Genomic DNA, 15,994 nt, shown 5'->3' on the forward strand with positions numbered 1-15,994 from the left:
CTTGAAACAAAAAGAATATTACTCCATGAGCGCTCATGCCGCACCGCTTTTCGGCTGCGCTCGCCTATTCGGCCTTCTTGTCACAGGGGGGGGCATCGCTCCCCTGTCGTCTGAGGCAAAAGAAGAGGCGAAGCTGAAAACGGTAGGCAATCTCAACATCACTGCCACCGCGCTTGAGCCTAGCTAGCGGGTCAACTTCAAGGTGTCATTGAAAGGCTTCGGCAGTGCGTTCGACCCAGCGCGACACGATCTGGTGGGCAACTGCATAGACGCAGCCAACTTGTGCTTTTTTGAGCGTGCCGTCGATAACGGCGACGGCCATCACCTCTCGACGCAAAGGTGTCAGTCAGGCATTCTTGTGAATGTTCATTTGGTACGATTCTGGAAAACTGAGGTCTGTTAACTCCAGTCTCCTAAATCTACTCCGAATGGATAACCGCCTGAAAGCTCACATCTAACAGGCAGGGCGAAGCTCTCCGCGTCATCCTGCCCGCCTACATTATTCATGTGGGATCGCAGGCCCTAGGGGCTGGGTTGATTTTTCTCCCTCATGTTCCCCAACATTAAGGAGGCAAAATATTTTCTTGCGCGACCTTATCGAGAATGTCGATCAGTCCGCATCATTTATGTCCGCCTTGGCCAATTCCAGACGTCTGTTGGTCCTGTGCAAGCTTCTGAACTAGGAGATATCCGTTGGCGTTCTGGCGAAGGCCATCGGGCTCAGCCAGACAGCCTTCTCCCAACGCCTTATCATCCTGAGAAGCCTTGATCTCCTCGCGTCATACCGCAATGCCCAGACGATTTTCTACCCGTATCCACCTCGGCTTTCTTGATCCATTCATGGAGCGTGTGCGCCGAACAACTAATGCTGGCTGCTATTGAGGAGACTGCAGCCCAACGAGAAGGGTGTTCAGCCTCATGATCGAAAACAAGTCGTAGAGCTCGGGCGCGGACTTCAGGAGAAAATTTGTTCGTCATTTTGCTTGTCATAGGCCCACTTCTCACGAGTTGGGGGCTCCGGCAAACCCGGGGCGGTTCAATACCGACTGGCCGCTTCATCCTCCGTGGGGCTGAAAACGGTCAGGCCGCTTCCCACCCATTGCAGCCGTTGACCGAGTTCGACAGTTTCCTTGGCCGCCGTTCCGCATATGAACCACACATCGCCGCCGTTAAATTTCCGAAAAGTGGGTCACGTCTCCAACGGAGATGACAGCTCGGTTGCGGAAAAAATCGTCCTGTCTGAGCCGGGTTATGCTTCCCGATTTGACGGGGAAGGACACGAAACCTGCCGCGTCGATAGGGATTCTCATCCACGCCGCGACGACCATGCTAAGCGTAAATCCGTGCGTCACGATGATCTGCGTCTGACAAGGACGCCCCACAACGTCGTCGACAAAAGGAAACACTCGCCTTGCGACATCGCGCCGCGTCTCGGCGCCCTCAATGCCGCAATCGTGATCCAGCCGATTATCATCCGGCGCCGGGATATAACGGGAATCCAGCCAATCTTGAGGTTTGCCACCTGCGACCCCATAGTTGATTTCTCGCAGGGCTGAGGTCTCCTGCACTGTCTGACCAATACGCCTAGCGATTGCAGCGGCAGTCTGAGACGCGCGCCGCAGGTCGGAACTGTAGATTTCGACTTCGCCTGGACCGATCATGACTGCAAGGCGTTCGGCAAGGACATCTGCCTCTCGCGAGCCGAGATGAGTTAAGTCGCTGTCGTACCAACCCCCAACCTTATTCGTCAGGTGATGGGCCGCTTCAGTATGAGTCACCACGAAGATCTCTTTTACCGCAACCAAGCCTTCTCGCCTTTCGTCCTGTCCTAGATCAAAAGCAGAGAGGCAGCTTTGCGCCACATTAGGTCATCGCTATGTCCGCCGCATCCGACCCTGACAGACGCGCATTAGACGCCTCGTTGACACCAATAGTGCTAGTTTGAGATCAGCTTACGATCAAGCGCTGCCAACAGCCGGGTGACAAACCGAAGTTTGCTTTGAACCGGCGGTTCATGTGAGCCTGATCGCTGAACCCGGCGCTTATCGCTACATCGGCTAAAGTTAGGCCTGCTGCGATATAAAAACGCGCCCGGTCGAGACGACGCATCGTGAGATAACGATACGGGCTTGTCCCGTATGCTTTGCGGAATTGGCGGGCGAGTTCGTAACGATTCTGGCCTGTAACGTTTTCAAGTTCGCTTGAAGCCACGGTCCTGCAAATATTTGCCTCAAGGTATTCCCGCGCGAGGCGCACAGCTCTGGTGTCGATTACACTGCGTTGGGAGCTCCTGGTAGAAGCATCATATGCGAGCAAGCCTATTCCCCGAAAGCATTCCCTCGTAGCAACTTTAAGTCGAACCGACAGCATTATCCGTGGGTGGGGAAAGCACTATCGGTTTTGTAACGATGGCGCGCTGTTGGTCCGCATTGATGCAAAAATGGCTGGGCTGATCGGGGCATTCCTTGGCGAGTACCGAGACATTAAGAGACGACGCGATCCCATGGATGCGGCCTCATTACTGGGCATCGATGAACTGGCCCGACAAGAGCGGAAGCCTTTGGTCTGGCCGTCCAAGAACAGTTAGTTTGAGATGGCTCGCTTTACACTTAGGATAATTGATTTTGATTAAGTGACCCCTACAATGTCAACGCAATCGGGAAGTCTTAAAACCGCGCATTTGCGCGGCTTTTGATGACAGCTAGAGGGTAAACATTTGTAGAACAGTTCGCGAACAAAGGTGGTTTTGCACCCAACGCGCACCCAAATCCGCCATAAGGAGCAGCGGTGTCAGAGTCCCCACCAATATATTGATATATAATGGCTATTTTTCAAAAAGATGCATATCGCGTTCTTTGTGAATCAATGGCTTAGCTGCGAAATGCAAGCCAATTTGCAACAATTCATGTATCAGGCTCGCGTCTAGTTGCTAGCTTTACTTGGCGGCCTTTTAAAAATTCGGATAGCTGCTGCGGCGCGTTTAGCTGGACCATTCACATCTCGGGCAATTTATCGATTTGCTGCTTGTGGCAAAAGATTAGCGAGACAGTGTCTTCTTGCGCGTGCCAGAGACATGCAACAAGCACTTTAGCACTGTTAGCAGGGCCATCATCAACAACCTAGTAGAGTGGAGACTCAGGAGTAAGAATGTGGCTACCGTACTAAATTTTCAACCACCTTGACTGCTTCGTGAATAGCGAGTCTAGCGAGGTCATTTTGATTTTTCCAACCGGCCTGTACCATTTTCTGGACCCGCCAGCTTTGTCCGTCTGGCACAATTCTGAAGGAACGCCCTCCGTTCGTTATCTGGAACAAGCCATCAACGATGCGCCAGTCGAGAGTTCGCTTCCGAAGGTTGTTTAGTCGGGTGATAAGATCCGCAACAGTGCTTGGCCGCCGGAGGTAGTCTGTCCGACATGCTGCTCGTATCAGCCGCACTATGTGATCTGGAACTATTGCAGGCAGCGATCGGAAATCGATAACCTTGCCTCTTTCAATGCGCCTTTGAATACAAGTCTGTGCAAAAATTTGACCTTCGATGTCATCCAATTTCCCCCGATGGTTAATCTCGGCGGTAGTTAACCAGTCATCTACTTCGTAACTCAGCTTACCTCCTAGAAGCTGATAGAACACTATGCTTAGCTGATATACGTCACCTTGACGGTAGTAGCGAGTGTTAGCTAAGAAATCCTCCGGTGGACGGTAGATAATGGAGTGCTTCGATTGGGTCGAAGCAAATCCATCGTTATTCATTAGAACGACCGATCCAAAATCGCCGATCACCCAAGAGTCTTCAGCACATAAAATATTGGACGGCTTAAGATCCCTGTGTAGGTATCCCTGTCCATGGAGGTAGCTTACGCCTGACGCAATCTGAAGTAGCGTATCGATCGCTTGGAGCGGGCCGAATGTTCGCGTCCGAAGTTGATCGTCCAAGTCTCCGCCTTCGCAATATCGAGTGATAAAATACGCATCTTCTTCATCGACTGCCTCGGCGCTGTCTACTCTCAAGACGTGCTGCGATTCTAATGTGGCAAGAAGGGCAGGCTCTATGTGCAACCCGCCGCCCCAATAGTAAAATTTCACCACCTGCATCCGGTTAAGCAACCGGTTCAGCCCAATCAGGACGTAGCCGTTAGCTCCTTTGGTGATGTTGTCGCTAAAGGCGATGGTCTCCTGCAGCCTAACCACCGTTGGACGGATGGATAGCGGGAGTAGATTGATGTCAAACGGCATTACTTATCTCGATGATTAATCAGGTAATATGCTCCAGCCCTGAATGGATCATGCAGATAACCCACTAACCCAGCAGGAACGCCGCCATGATTAGTCTTTGAGAAGGACTTGAGCGTGTTTGCGTGGACGAAATGTACCTCTTTTCCGCAAAAGAGCTGGATCAGCGCTTCAATTTTGAAGGATGTACCTCCACCTGCCCTGTGCCCTTTAAGCTCTCGCATTTTGATGCAAAACAAATCCACTTCGTTCTCGTGCGCAAAAGAGGTGATTGAGGCCCCAAAGGCCTTTAAGGACTTAACGGATTTCTCATCGGCGAGGGTAATTTTTCGAGTTTCGGTAGTGTGGTGCTGAACGTCACCGTGTTCATCAAGCGAGACGATTGAAAGATTCGCCTCGCTGCCAGTAATAGTCACTCCGCATATTCTCAACTGGATCCCCCCGTTCATTTAGAGCTGCGCCTGAGTGGATTTAAGATATATCCGAGTCGGCGAGACAGATATTTACTTTGAAATAAGCCATTGCTATTTGCAACTATTCTCCCTACCCAAAAGTCCTATTACAACATTCTGGGCAAAACGTATCATCCTATCAAGAGTTGGGACCTGAAAACACTTGGTAGCCCTATCGTATTAGGTCCCTATTTCTCAGAATGCTGATCTGACATTCTACAGATTAAAGCGGTTGCTGTAGACAATGCCAACTCTAAAAGCTCATCATCTCTTCATGACAAGTTTTGTCGGTTGCCGGGTGTCGGCGTTCAGAACGGTAAAGCCTAAATCTATCAGTTCGCAATCCACCTCTTCATGGCAGTGGCAACATGAAAAGCGGAATGATCGCTTTGGAAAGCTTGAGAATGCTGTGTTGGTGTCTGGTATGAGGCACAGAGCTGTCCGACAGCTAGCGCCCCCTTTGACGTCGTTTGCACTGTTTGTGTCGTCGCCGAAATTTGTCGTTCTTTTTTCGCAAACCGGCGGAATTAGGCCATAAGCGCACCGTAGTTTGAAGTCGCGGAATTAACTTAGATACCACTATGATCGGCGGATATTCAGGTAACGTTGATGGCGTGTCTTCGCCATTTCTCTAATCGAATGCCGATGATATAGGTCGAAGCCTGTGTGCCAACCGATTCGCTGTTGCGGTTGCCCTTTTAATTCTGTCATTCTGATATAGGATGACATCAAGCTGAACAGAATGCAGCTGTTGACTTTGGAAGCTCAAATCGTTGTCAAACGCGAAACAAATACTGGCAATGTTGCGCAGTCGTGCCGAAGGCGACGATGAGCAATTTTATTCGATCGCATTGCAAGTGGCTGCTTCCGAGGCGCGACAGGGGCACCGTTCAAGCGCCGAGGCACTTCGTTCCGCAGTTGAAATTGCACGGAAATCGCGAAGGGAAACGCCCGTTGCTATTCAGTTTGCCAAGCCGCGTGGCGAGTTGGAAGGGTTGATCGAGCATCGGGAACCTCGTTACACTCTGAAGAACGTAATACTGGATCAAACGCTTCGGGCGCGCCTTGATGAGTTGGTGCACGAGCAGCAAAAGCGAAGTTGGCTGCGTGAGCATGGAAAGACGCCGAATCGCCGGGCGCTCTTCGTCGGCCCACCCGGTTCCGGTAAGACGATGACCGCTGAGGCGCTAGCCGGGCAACTTCTCCTCCCTCTTTTTGTCGTTCGGCTGGAAGGTCTGATAACTCGATTCATGGGGGAAACCGCTGCAAAGCTGAGGCTCGTATTTGACGAAACAGTGAGGCGACGCGGCGTATATCTATTCGATGAATTCGATGCAGTCGGCGGACGGCGCAACGCCACAAACGACGTGGCCGAAATGAGACGCGTCCTGAACTCCTTTCTCCAATATATGGAGGAAGAGAACTCCACCGATAGCCTAATCATAGGCGCAACAAACCATCCCGACCTGCTCGACAATGCTTTGTTGCGCCGCTTCGACCTTGTGCTTGCTTTCGACATGCCAACACAGGCTCAGGTGAAACAGATCATCCTTGGTGCTCTACGCCCGTTTAGAGCACCGCGCCTTACGTGGAAGACACTATTCAAGGCCGCTGAAGGACTGAGTCAGGCTGAAATCACGCGCGCGACAGAAGACGCGGTGAAATCGGCTATCCTCAGCGAAACCACTATCGTCACATCAGACCAACTCGTCCGACGACTGGACGAACGGCGCGCCATGCAGGATGCGTTCTCCAACACGAGACCCGGTTAACCCAATATGCCTGATTTCGTCTTGCCTCATCTCGACATTTCTAATCGCCATCAGGCCAGTCTCTTTAAGTCACCACCTCGCAACATGGGGAGTGGGAGCGCTCCACGCGTTCGCGAAGAGCACGGTGCTTTGCTCCTTGCACAGTTGCGCGCTGCCTTTCAGGAGATCGTAGAGGCACCATTGCCGGATGAACGCTTCGAGCGATCCGATGGGGCGTATTACGAAGTCGAGCTGCGTAAAGGCTCCGACGCAGAAAATCTTGACAAAAAGAGATCCGGAATTCTGTCTGGCGCGACCAAGCGGGATGTCGAAACGGAAAAGCTGACTGCCGTTCTATTTGTGCCTGACGAGTCGCTGCCCGTTCTTGAAACAATATTGGAGGACTATCGCGCGGGTCCGCTGACCGCCAAGGACAAGCCCCAACATAATTCCTATGTTGAGCCGATCGAGGCGATCAGGCGCGCTCGCTTAATGACCTTCTGGACCGACAACCCCGATGCGCTTCCAGACGATCCACAAGTACAAATCTGGTGGGAACTCTGGTGTACACGCGGCTTCGAGGGCGAGGTGCTTCGGGTGCTCGAACGGCTCGAATGCCAAATCGCCGATGAAGACTATCGCCTTACCTTTCCTGAAACGATTGTCGTACCGGTCTTTGCTCGCCGCACTGACATCGAAGTGGTGCTGTTCGCCTCCAAAGGCATCACTGAGCTTCGGCGCGGCTCCGACTCGCCTTCCTTTTTCGTGGAGGAGGAGCGCGAGAACCAGCATGATTGGGCAGGTGATCTAGCGGACCGCGTTGTTTGGCCAGGCGCCGACACGCCTCGCGTCTGCCTGCTTGATACCGGCGTCAACCGCGCCCACGTCCTAATTGAGCCCGCCCTAGCCGAAGGCGACTTGCTTTCCGTCAATCCTGATTGGGTGCCAACTGATAATCAGGTGCGCAGCCACGGCACGGAGATGGCCGGACTGGCGCTGCACGGCGATCTTTTCGCTGCGCTTCAGGATCAGGGTGAAAAGTCGCTTCATCACCGGCTGGAATCGGTGCGGATCATGCCCGCAGACGGCTTCCCGCCGAACGAAGCGGCGCGGTTAGGTACGATCACCTCCACCGCCGTTGCCCTCGCCGAAATTAAGAACCCCGATTTCGATCGGGTATTTTGCATGGCGATTACCAATAAGGACGTATCCGGCGAACGCGGGACAAGCTGGAGCGCTTCCATCGATCGCGCCGCAATCGGCAAAATGGAGGGTGATGACGCGAACGCCCCGCATCGCCTGTTCTTGATCTCGGCGGGCAATGTGCCAGCCGTTATGAACTTCGCGGACCTTCAGCCCTTAGAAAACTACCCCATTGAAGATCCGGCTCAGGCTTGGAATGCGATGACTGTTGGCGGATATACGCAAAAGCAGATCATTGATGATGATGGGCTAGATGGCTATCAGCCCATGGCTCCCACGGGTGAGCTAAGCCCGTATTCTCGCAATTCGCTGGCATGGGTGCAGGGCAAGACCCCCGTCAAACCCGAAATCGTCATGGAGGCAGGCAACCGGGCTAGGTCATCCAATGGACAGAGCCTTGTTTCCTGCCCATCGCTTGAGCTGTTGACAACTGGCAGCGAGGTAGACCGTCTTCCTATCGCGAGCTTCGCTGCGACGAGCGCCGCCACGGCGCTCGCCTCTCGCCTTGCTGCGCGAATAAAATCCGAGCATCCCGACTACTGGCCTGAGACCATCCGAGCGCTCATGGTGCATAGTGCGGAATGGACCGATCCTATGTGGCAGCGGCTTCAGGCGACGGACAGCCTCCGTGAAAAACAGCGCCTAGCCCGATGCTTCGGTTACGGCGTACCGTCCTATAAGCGCGCGACGGCATCTGCGAAGGAGCATCTTGCGCTTGTCGCTCAACAGGCCATACAGCCTTACAGGAAGAAGGTCATTATCAAGGACGGCAAGAAGTCATATAGCGTGGGCTTCAATGAATGCCACTATTACCCGCTGCCATGGCCCAAAGCGCTTCTGGAACAGTACGCCGACAACAACTTCATTCTGAAGGTGACGCTTTCCTATTTCATCGAACCAAATCCGGGCCGGGCGGCTGCCATCGACCCGCAAAAGTACCAGTCGTTCGGATTGCGTTTTGACCTCAAACGCTCGCAGGAGACGGAGATTCAGTTTCGTACCGGCATCAATGCCGAGGAAACGCTGCCCGCAGATTTAGCTGCCGTGTCGCGCCCGAATGACTCGGGCTGGCAGTTTGGGCCAAGCAGTATTTCGGCCGGTTCAATCCATTGCGACCAATGGATCGGCAGCGGTGCCAGACTGGCCTCCCGCGACCTTATCTGCGTGAAACCCGTAGGTGGCTGGTGGAAAGAAAGAAACAGAGCGGAAATCTGCGAACAACAGGCGCGCTATGCCTTGATTGTGACACTGGCCTCGCCGGAGGTAGGGATTGATCTTTATACTCCTATTGCGGCCGAGATCATGCCTAAAGTCCCTGTCGAGATCGAATTCACTGAGTAACAGCAAAAACAGTCCCCGGAGACAGTGGTCCTCTGCCTTTCAGGGGTAAAGATGTTAATAGCATGTTCCTCTTATCCTCCTACGGGCTGAGAACGGCTACTCTGAATCTTCGAGGGCGTGATTGTTTATACCTATAATTCTTTGGTGCTAAGTCATCGTTCCGCTACAGAAGGGGCTGGTTAAGACGCACTGGCTGGACAGATATAATTGGAACTCTATCTATCCTGAAAAGGAGTAATTGCATGTTAGGTCCAAAATCATCTGACGATTATCCTGGCCGTAAAGCCGATTGTGAGCAAGCCATTTCTGCTGGGATAAAAGATCTCATAGAACAAGCGACATTAGCCGGTCGGTCGGAAGAAGACGCTGAAGCTGTGGTCGAGGGGACGAGTGTGCCCGGTGTGAGAAATTTGATTACTGAAGCCGTGGATGCAGGGTGGTCAGCGGAAGAAGCTGCCGATGCAATCAAAGTTGTATCAGACAAAATGCAGCGCGGCCCAATTGGCAAGCATTTGGAAAGTTAGACATTAAAAAAGCCGCCCCAAAAGGCGGCTTTCTCAATTCAATCTATTCGGTTACTTGGCCCAACGACCTTCATATTTAAACTCTGGAGCCTTTTCGATTTCTTCCTTGGTCGAGTTCATGACTGCCGACCACTTTTTATCATCATCGAAATAGGTGACATCAATCGCGTCTGGTGCCACAATCACATAGCGCTCGCCTACACCTAGAAATCCTCCAACTGACACAATATAACCAGCCAACTGACCATTGGCGATAATCAGATCTTTAATTTCACCAATGGTTGTATCATCACCATTGACCACATTGAGGCCGATAAGATTATAGCTGAGTACAGCAGTTGGCTCGGCAGTTACGAACACCTCCTTATCAGCAACAGTTGCAGTCTGAGCATGAGAAATCGAGACGAGTGCAACAGTAGTGGCGGCAGCGAGTAGGATACGACGCATCATAATTCTCCAGATTATTCAATTACATATTTTCCATTTGAGAAATGCTTAGAAGGGCAAATCGTTCCATAAATGTTATGGAGATTAATCAATGCCCCATCCTATGCCTCGCTTCATGCGTCTTAAATCGGCCTGTCATTATCGCTAAAACTTTTCTCCAGAATGATGCGATGACAGCGCCGAAAATGGCTGCGAACGCGCTGACAAGCATCACAGCGCCGAAAGCCGCCCCGGTCGGGGCGGCATATTCATACAAATTTTGGATCGAATGTATTGGTGCCGTCAATGATACGACGCGAGCGCCGAAAGCACTGTCTGTTTCGGCACCAGCACAACAGGCGTAGGATTGCTTTCGCCCGAGATTCTCAAGCGTGCTGACTTGGCCCCGGTAAGCTGCATCATTGCAATTTTCCACTCCCCAGCCCATTGCGTCTGCGAGAACACGGAAGCAAGGACCGGATGTTCGCTTGCAATCGCGAGGTAACCTTTGTGGGTGTGAGGATCAGCAAGCATACCGAATTTGGGTAAGAGCCGAGCGGCTATGCTATCATGCAAAGCGAGGCGCAACGTTTCGCCGATCGTTCTGCCGTTTTCCGCCGCCGAACGTAATAAATGCCGAAGACACCCGGTTGGATCATCTGCAGGCGTTCCAGCCAGCGCGGTGACGGACCGATGCGCCACTTTAGGAAGTCCGGTTTCGCTCTCCCACAAGGCGCGCGCGGCCTCCGGCCCATAGATCGCATTGGCAACGGAAATCAGGCGGGCGGCGGCATTCACCTTTGCCACCTTCATGCCGAATACTTTGCCATCCGCGAGGCTTGGCAGGTCACAAAAGCCGCCATCGTGATGACGAGCGACAGCAATGCGAATATGCCTGTAGGGATGGGATAAGCATCGCCGAGAAGCGGCAATGCGACTTCAATGCCGGTCAACAAACCGGCAAGCAGGATCAGGCGGACAGACCACGCCTTTCGCAAGACGTGCCGCCAATCGGGCACAAGCTGCATGACAGCCTCTATTTTTTATATTGAGGTATCTGGTTGATGCTAATCATCGAGCGGATCATCACTCATGTCAGCAAATGTGCTGTCAGAAGTATCCGAAGGGGTGGTGGGCTGGGTGCCCTTCTTGCGGGTGTCTTTTCCGGCATTCTTCCCCGGCTGTTTGATTTCCAGCGATGTGGTGCTGCCCCCGCTTCGGTCGGCTTTATGGCGGACCGTTGAGATTCGATATTCACCATCAACGCCAGCGCGTGCGCCTGAAAGCGTGAAGGTGGCCTCGGCCTGTGCTTCAACGGTCAAATCCATTTCAACCGTGCCTTCGCCGCCCTCGCGTTCAGCTTCCCGTTTTCGGGCTTCACCGACATGCTCAGCCTGGCTTTCATCGCTCACTGTGGTGCGAACAACGTTGGTGGATTCTGGCAAATCACGATCAAGATCAAACTCAATATCTTTGGATTTGAAGTCCGCAGCTTTGCGGTCGAAATATCGAACCTTGGCCTTGGTGAATGATCTGCGCCCCTTGTAGGGGGCAATGTCCCACGAAATGACGTTGACGCCGACAATGCCTTCAATGACTGGCATCTTCGCGCCCGTGGTGGCCTTTCCTTCGCCGCGTTTTGCGAGAACAGCCTGATCACCTCTGATTTTGAAAGAGCCGCCCAATTCACGGGCGAGTTTTTCACCAAGGTGCAAAAAGCTTTCACCATCCGCAGACCAGTAATTACGACGGATATTGGCGAAATCCGCATCAAGCTTGATCGATGATATGCCGGAGCGCTTGGCGGCGTCATCGATGAATTCCTGCAAGGTTGCATCATCCTTGTGAAACAAGAGAGGCTGCTTGACCTTGCCTCTGCTGTCGAAACCCTTGGCTGTGACTTGAAGTGTCCGTCCGCCACCACGGGAGCCGGAGGAGCGGACACTATCGACTGTGCCTTTGAATTTGGACACACCATCAAGGATTGCTTCAACGGCAGCGCCGTCTTGTGGCAGCTTCACCTGTCCATCTGTGTCGTCAAATGTCAGCGAACAGGTGTCGGATGCGCTGCCATCCTTGTCGGTGATGTCGATACTGATGAGATAGGGGCGCATGGCACTGGTCATGTCCCTGCCATCGACAAGAACTTTCCAGTTCACTTTCCAGTTATTTGTCATGATCATTCACTCAAAGAGAGAAACAACGTGACGTGATTGGCCGGGTCCTTGCGCTGGCAAGTCCGGCAAAAGCACGTCTGTGCCTAAAGGGATGATCGCGCCGAGGGCGGCGAGATCGGTGTTGATTGCCAATGCCTCTTCAAGCAGGCTTCGCCCGCGCACCCCATAGGCACGCCAAAGCAGCAGGTCGAGGGTTATCCCTTCGCCCTTCACGGTGATTGTTTGCATCACGGCTCCTAGAATATGCCGAAGAGTGACAGCAGCCCGGTGATAACCTGCTGTCCGGCACCCGCATCCGGTTGCACTTTGGTCATGACGATTGTGTGCTTGACGACAAAGCCAACGCCATCAAGGGTGAGGTCAGTGTGGTTTTCGGTTATTCGGGTGATGGCGAACCATCCCAAACGTGTGCCATCGCCGCGCTGAAGCGGGAATTTTGTCCCGCTGCGGCGCATGCCATGGGCTATTTCGAGTTCGTTGAGACCGCCGATCCTGGTGGGTAAAATCTGCCCGGAGAGGGTGATTTCATCATCGCCTTCGCCGGTGAACTCTTTGGCTGGAAAAGCCCCGATAAGGGCTTTGGAGGCAATGTCTGCCGAGGCGGTTCTTTGCATGCTGTCGATACTAAAAGGACGCGTATCAACGGCCAGCGTATCCTCTGGATATTCAGAAGCTGATGCATCGTTTGAAGTTTCAATGAGCAGTATTTTAGAAAAGTCTGCGCCGAGAACCGGCAACGGTTCGTCATTTGGCCGCGTGAAAGTCATGCCGAAAGTCGGTGTCGACATCGGGTTAGCTCCTTTAATTTTAGGGTATGCCCCGCCACGGGCTGATTTCGGCAACAAAAAACCCGGCGCGATGGCCGGGCTTGTTGAAAACTAATAGGCCGCATTATGCGGGCTAGCTGTTAGTTTGTGAGTGGCAACAATCGTCGCGCCGCGCCCAGGACAAAGCGAATGCATCGCTTTGAAACAGGCTGCCCACCACAAAAGAGACTTGCCACAAGCTAAATTCACCGCATCAAGCTTGACATTCCTTCTTACAAGAGCTGATGAACTCGCGAGTAATTAATTCTTAGGCATATACTGGGGGCAATATGAGCAGACCAACGGTAGTATCACTATCGACGATCCCTTCTCGTTTTCATTTGATTGAACCAACACTGAAGTCGCTTCTGTCACAAAGCCTCAAGTTTCAAGAGATTCGTGTTTATATCCCGATGGAATATCGGCGGTTTACTAACTGGGATGGCGCGTTGCCCCCGGTGCCATCTGGCGTCAGTATCGTGCGATGCGACAAGGATTACGGGCCTGCTACAAAAGTTCTGCCTGCCGCACGTGATCTAAAAGACCAAAACGTCGATATCCTGTTTTGCGATGATGACAAGATTTATGATGCTGGCTGGCATAAGCGTTTCAAAGATGCTTCGGCAGAACATCCTGATGCCTGTATCGTCGAAGTCGGAGAAAGCTTTCCCGATATTTCTGACGATTGCCGCCCCACAGATCGGCTTCCGCGTGGCAGGTGGAAGAAAAAGAATTCTTCATACCGTACCAAGCGGATACTGAGCCTATTTTTATATAAGCCCAATCTTTCGACTGCCGGTTATGTAGACCAGCTCGCAGGCTTTGCCGGGGTGCTTGTACGCCCGGAATGGTTCGATGAAGCATTCTACGATATCCCGGATGTTATGTGGACTGTGGACGATCCCTGGTTGTCCGGCCATTTGGAACGTCGCGGGATCCCGATTTGGATGACCGGAAAGCGCAAGCACTTACCGGAAACCGAAGGTGCCAGTATTGATAGCTTATTGGGCTTCGTAGAAGCAGGGCATAATCGAGTGAATGCCGATTTGCTGGTTATCGATTATTTTCGCGAGAAATATGGAATATGGAAGAAAGGCGGCGAATTGAATCAAGAATCCTCGCTTCGCACCGGCCCGATGAGAGAACTTGCGCGCCGAAGGGAGCGCGAATTGCAATTGGAAAACTCGCAGCCAGCTTAAGCAAGTGCAACAGCAGATTCCCACATTATATCGATGTCTTCATGTGTTTTCGCTATATCTGGCGTACTGCCGATTAATTCAAACAACGAGTCTGTGCGTTGATCCCTTTGACGGCATCGGTGAGACAGCCGGTGCCAAGTGCTTCAACAGCATCGCCATTGCTTGTGGAAGTGCGGACTGGCGTATCCTCTGGATATTCAGAAGCTGATGCATCGTTTGAAGTTTCGGTGAGCAGTATTTTTGAAAAGTCTGCGCCGAGAACCGGCAACGGTTCGTCATTTGGCCGCGTAAAAGTCATGCCGAAAGTCGGTGTCGACATCGGGTTCGTTCCTTTAATTTTAGGGTATGCCCCGCCACAGGCTGATTTCGGCAACAAAAAAACCCGGCACTAAGGCCGGGCTTTTGGTTAGTTTATTTATTGGCTGCTTTTAGCGATGCAGCGAAAAGCTTAAGCGATATCTTTATCGCGCGGTATTGGTCCCCATTGTCCAGCCCGCGTTAAATTCACCCATGTGCCTTTTGAGTTGTGCTTTGTGCGGCGTACGAACCTTGTAGCTTCACGCCAGAGAAGCGGGAAGAATGTTGGACGGCTTTTACGTGGCCTGTTTCCTCCAATGGTGCTTTGTAGCCCAGACTGCCAACAGATAGCTGGCGTAATCTGATATATATTAAACTCGTTAAAGGGACCGTCTTCCGGATCAAAAAGGAAATGGTCAACCGGCGCGGGCGCTTTGTCCATCATCTTGATAAGGCGTTGCGCTGCTATCCGCGAAATAATGTATCCACCTGTTTGCAAATGGCGCGACAATAGGCGTGTAACTGCGTATGGCCCTTCTTTAGTAACTGGGAGTGAGATTAAAACCTCATGTCCATACGCATCAATCTTAACAAGGTCAGCTTCTGCAGGAAGCCAATGGTCGGAGGAAAGAAGACGGGCGGCACCGTTGCTCAAAGTAACATCGTCTTCAAATATAGCCGAAAAAGCTGCTTCGCTTTTAGCTGCCATTTCTATGCACTTTCGATGCGATAGGAAGCATCCAATTTCGGTTGGTCCGAGGGCGATAGGCCAATTCTTGCTAAGCTGGGTATAGGAAGCCAACTTTTCCTCTGAAAGAGCGCGCCCATCAACTGCTTCCACTCGCTCAAATGTCAGTCCATGCTTTTCGAACTGCGAAGCCATAAATTCCAGCCGATCACGACTGCGATCAAGATTGATGAGATAACAATTCATTGAAGCCCCTTTTCGTGGTCCTTGAATTAAGGGGCTTCTAATTGGTAGTCAATCATTCAAGAGCCGCTCCCAACAACCATAACGTGTCGATATGGCAAGCAGTGACGTGGCGAAACGCGCACGCGCGATCATCAGAGCAATTCACAATCGGCGGAAAGCTACGCCAGCCAGAGCGGCGGCGGCTTCGCGCGTGATCTCGATGACGAAATCCCTTTTGCGCCGGAATGGCGCGGATAAATTCCCCCGATTTTTAAACCGCAGCAGAGGAAGCCATGCAACGCATCCGTGACTCCAATACCATCATTGGCATTTTGGAAAATGGCGAGGTTGTTCCCCGCCTTTCCAAAGAATTGCTGGAAACATTTCTCGCCTTGAAAGAGCACACAGGCGACCGCCCCAAGGTGAAAGCCAAAGGGTCGGTCACGCTCAAACTCAATATTGAAGTGGTGGACGGCACAGTCACCATCGAAGCCGATATTGGTTCGAAACGACCAAAGCAGGTTCATGGATCTTCGCATTTCTGGATGCTCGAAGACGGCAGTCTTTCAACGCAACACCCCAAGCAAATCGACATGTTCGGCGGCCCACGTGAGGCAACGCGCAGCCCGTCCGGCGTGATCAACGCATAATTTTTCAACAGCCATAGGATTT

Annotated in this window: 18 protein-coding genes and 3 pseudogenes; 7 read left to right on the forward strand and 14 right to left on the reverse strand. The window is 52.3% G+C overall.

The window, feature by feature from the left end; all coding sequences use genetic code 11:
* Window positions 1-25: 25 nt before the first annotated feature.
* Window positions 26-187 (forward strand): hypothetical protein, encoded by a 162-nt coding sequence (locus OPR82_RS16470; protein ID WP_265986062.1) that lies wholly within the window; start codon window positions 26-28, stop codon window positions 185-187.
* A gap of 39 nt (window positions 188-226) precedes the next feature.
* Here the strand turns inward: OPR82_RS16470 and OPR82_RS22805 are convergent.
* Window positions 227-322, reverse strand: a pseudogene (locus OPR82_RS22805) (IS481 family transposase); the annotation flags it as partial.
* Window positions 323-626: 304 nt separating this feature from the next.
* Between OPR82_RS22805 and OPR82_RS22810 the strand changes: the two are divergent.
* Window positions 627-809: pseudogene (locus OPR82_RS22810) on the forward strand (ArsR family transcriptional regulator); the annotation flags it as partial.
* Here the strand turns inward: OPR82_RS22810 and OPR82_RS16475 are convergent.
* From OPR82_RS16475 to OPR82_RS16490, 5 genes and pseudogenes are all read right to left on the reverse strand, one after another.
* Window positions 799-990, reverse strand: a pseudogene (locus tag OPR82_RS16475) (IS3 family transposase); the annotation flags it as partial. The pseudogenes OPR82_RS22810 and OPR82_RS16475 sit on opposite strands and share 11 nt — an antisense overlap.
* A 179-nt stretch (window positions 991-1,169) precedes the next feature.
* Window positions 1,170-1,805 (reverse strand): histidine phosphatase family protein, encoded by a 636-nt coding sequence (locus OPR82_RS16480; RefSeq protein ID WP_265986064.1) that lies wholly within the window; start codon window positions 1,803-1,805, stop codon window positions 1,170-1,172.
* A gap of 142 nt (window positions 1,806-1,947) precedes the next feature.
* Window positions 1,948-2,370 (reverse strand): helix-turn-helix domain-containing protein, encoded by a 423-nt coding sequence (locus OPR82_RS22815; protein WP_407673271.1) that lies wholly within the window; start codon window positions 2,368-2,370, stop codon window positions 1,948-1,950.
* A 783-nt stretch (window positions 2,371-3,153) separates the two neighbouring features.
* Window positions 3,154-4,236 (reverse strand): serine/threonine protein kinase, encoded by a 1,083-nt coding sequence (locus tag OPR82_RS16485; protein WP_265986066.1) that lies wholly within the window; start codon window positions 4,234-4,236, stop codon window positions 3,154-3,156.
* Window positions 4,236-4,649, reverse strand: coding sequence for a DUF3010 family protein (locus OPR82_RS16490; protein WP_265986067.1), 414 nt, complete (start codon window positions 4,647-4,649; stop codon window positions 4,236-4,238). The genes OPR82_RS16485 and OPR82_RS16490 overlap by 1 nt, the downstream gene beginning before the upstream one ends.
* 809 nt (window positions 4,650-5,458) lie before the next feature.
* Between OPR82_RS16490 and OPR82_RS16495 the strand changes: the two genes are divergently transcribed.
* The 3 genes from OPR82_RS16495 to OPR82_RS16505 all read left to right on the forward strand — a co-directional run bounded on the left by OPR82_RS16495 (window position 5,459) and on the right by OPR82_RS16505 (window position 9,504).
* Window positions 5,459-6,457 carry an AAA family ATPase gene (locus OPR82_RS16495; RefSeq protein ID WP_265986068.1) on the forward strand — a complete coding sequence of 333 codons (999 nt, stop codon included), beginning with the start codon at window positions 5,459-5,461 and terminating at the stop codon, window positions 6,455-6,457.
* A gap of 6 nt (window positions 6,458-6,463) precedes the next feature.
* Entirely contained in the window at window positions 6,464-8,980 is a 2,517-nt protein-coding gene (locus OPR82_RS16500) for a S8 family peptidase (RefSeq protein ID WP_265986069.1), read from the forward strand.
* 242 nt (window positions 8,981-9,222) lie between these two features.
* Window positions 9,223-9,504 (forward strand): hypothetical protein, encoded by a 282-nt coding sequence (locus OPR82_RS16505; protein ID WP_265986070.1) that lies wholly within the window; start codon window positions 9,223-9,225, stop codon window positions 9,502-9,504.
* Window positions 9,505-9,555: 51 nt separating this feature from the next.
* Here OPR82_RS16505 and OPR82_RS16510 read toward each other — a convergent pair whose 3' ends face one another.
* The 6 genes from OPR82_RS16510 to OPR82_RS16535 all read right to left on the reverse strand — a co-directional run bounded on the left by OPR82_RS16510 (window position 9,556) and on the right by OPR82_RS16535 (window position 12,895).
* Window positions 9,556-9,951 carry a PRC-barrel domain-containing protein gene (locus OPR82_RS16510; RefSeq protein ID WP_265986145.1) on the reverse strand — a complete coding sequence of 132 codons (396 nt, stop codon included), beginning with the start codon at window positions 9,949-9,951 and terminating at the stop codon, window positions 9,556-9,558.
* Window positions 9,952-10,233: 282 nt separating this feature from the next.
* Window positions 10,234-10,743, reverse strand: coding sequence for a hypothetical protein (locus OPR82_RS16515; RefSeq protein ID WP_265986071.1), 510 nt, complete (start codon window positions 10,741-10,743; stop codon window positions 10,234-10,236).
* Window positions 10,740-10,958 carry a DUF7940 domain-containing protein gene (locus tag OPR82_RS16520; RefSeq protein WP_265986072.1) on the reverse strand — a complete coding sequence of 73 codons (219 nt, stop codon included), beginning with the start codon at window positions 10,956-10,958 and terminating at the stop codon, window positions 10,740-10,742. The genes OPR82_RS16515 and OPR82_RS16520 overlap by 4 nt, the downstream gene beginning before the upstream one ends.
* A gap of 39 nt (window positions 10,959-10,997) precedes the next feature.
* A complete protein-coding gene (locus OPR82_RS16525) occupies window positions 10,998-12,107 on the reverse strand; it encodes a phage late control D family protein (RefSeq protein ID WP_265986073.1) in 1,110 nt (369 codons plus the stop codon).
* A gap of 6 nt (window positions 12,108-12,113) precedes the next feature.
* Window positions 12,114-12,335 carry a tail protein X gene (locus OPR82_RS16530; RefSeq protein WP_265986074.1) on the reverse strand — a complete coding sequence of 74 codons (222 nt, stop codon included), beginning with the start codon at window positions 12,333-12,335 and terminating at the stop codon, window positions 12,114-12,116.
* An 8-nt stretch (window positions 12,336-12,343) separates the two neighbouring features.
* A complete protein-coding gene (locus OPR82_RS16535) occupies window positions 12,344-12,895 on the reverse strand; it encodes a phage tail protein (protein ID WP_265986075.1) in 552 nt (183 codons plus the stop codon).
* Between the two features lie 308 nt (window positions 12,896-13,203).
* Here OPR82_RS16535 and OPR82_RS16540 point away from each other — a divergent pair, with 308 nt between their 5' ends.
* Window positions 13,204-14,112: a glycosyltransferase family 2 protein gene (locus OPR82_RS16540; RefSeq protein WP_265986076.1), complete on the forward strand. Its 909-nt coding sequence runs from the start codon at window positions 13,204-13,206 to the stop codon at window positions 14,110-14,112.
* Between the two features lie 73 nt (window positions 14,113-14,185).
* On the opposite strand, the gene OPR82_RS16545 is transcribed toward OPR82_RS16540, so the two are convergent.
* A complete protein-coding gene (locus tag OPR82_RS16545) occupies window positions 14,186-14,431 on the reverse strand; it encodes a hypothetical protein (protein WP_265986077.1) in 246 nt (81 codons plus the stop codon).
* A gap of 129 nt (window positions 14,432-14,560) precedes the next feature.
* Window positions 14,561-15,343, reverse strand: a complete 783-nt coding sequence (locus OPR82_RS16550; RefSeq protein ID WP_265986078.1) for a glycosyltransferase family 25 protein — start codon at window positions 15,341-15,343, stop codon at window positions 14,561-14,563.
* A 272-nt stretch (window positions 15,344-15,615) separates the two neighbouring features.
* Between OPR82_RS16550 and OPR82_RS16555 the strand changes: the two genes are divergently transcribed.
* Window positions 15,616-15,972: a hypothetical protein gene (locus tag OPR82_RS16555; RefSeq protein WP_265986079.1), complete on the forward strand. Its 357-nt coding sequence runs from the start codon at window positions 15,616-15,618 to the stop codon at window positions 15,970-15,972.
* Window positions 15,973-15,994 lie beyond the last annotated feature (22 nt).

The sequence above is a fragment of the Ochrobactrum chromiisoli genome, from assembly GCF_026241335.1.
GTDB lineage: Bacteria > Pseudomonadota > Alphaproteobacteria > Rhizobiales > Rhizobiaceae > Brucella > Brucella chromiisoli.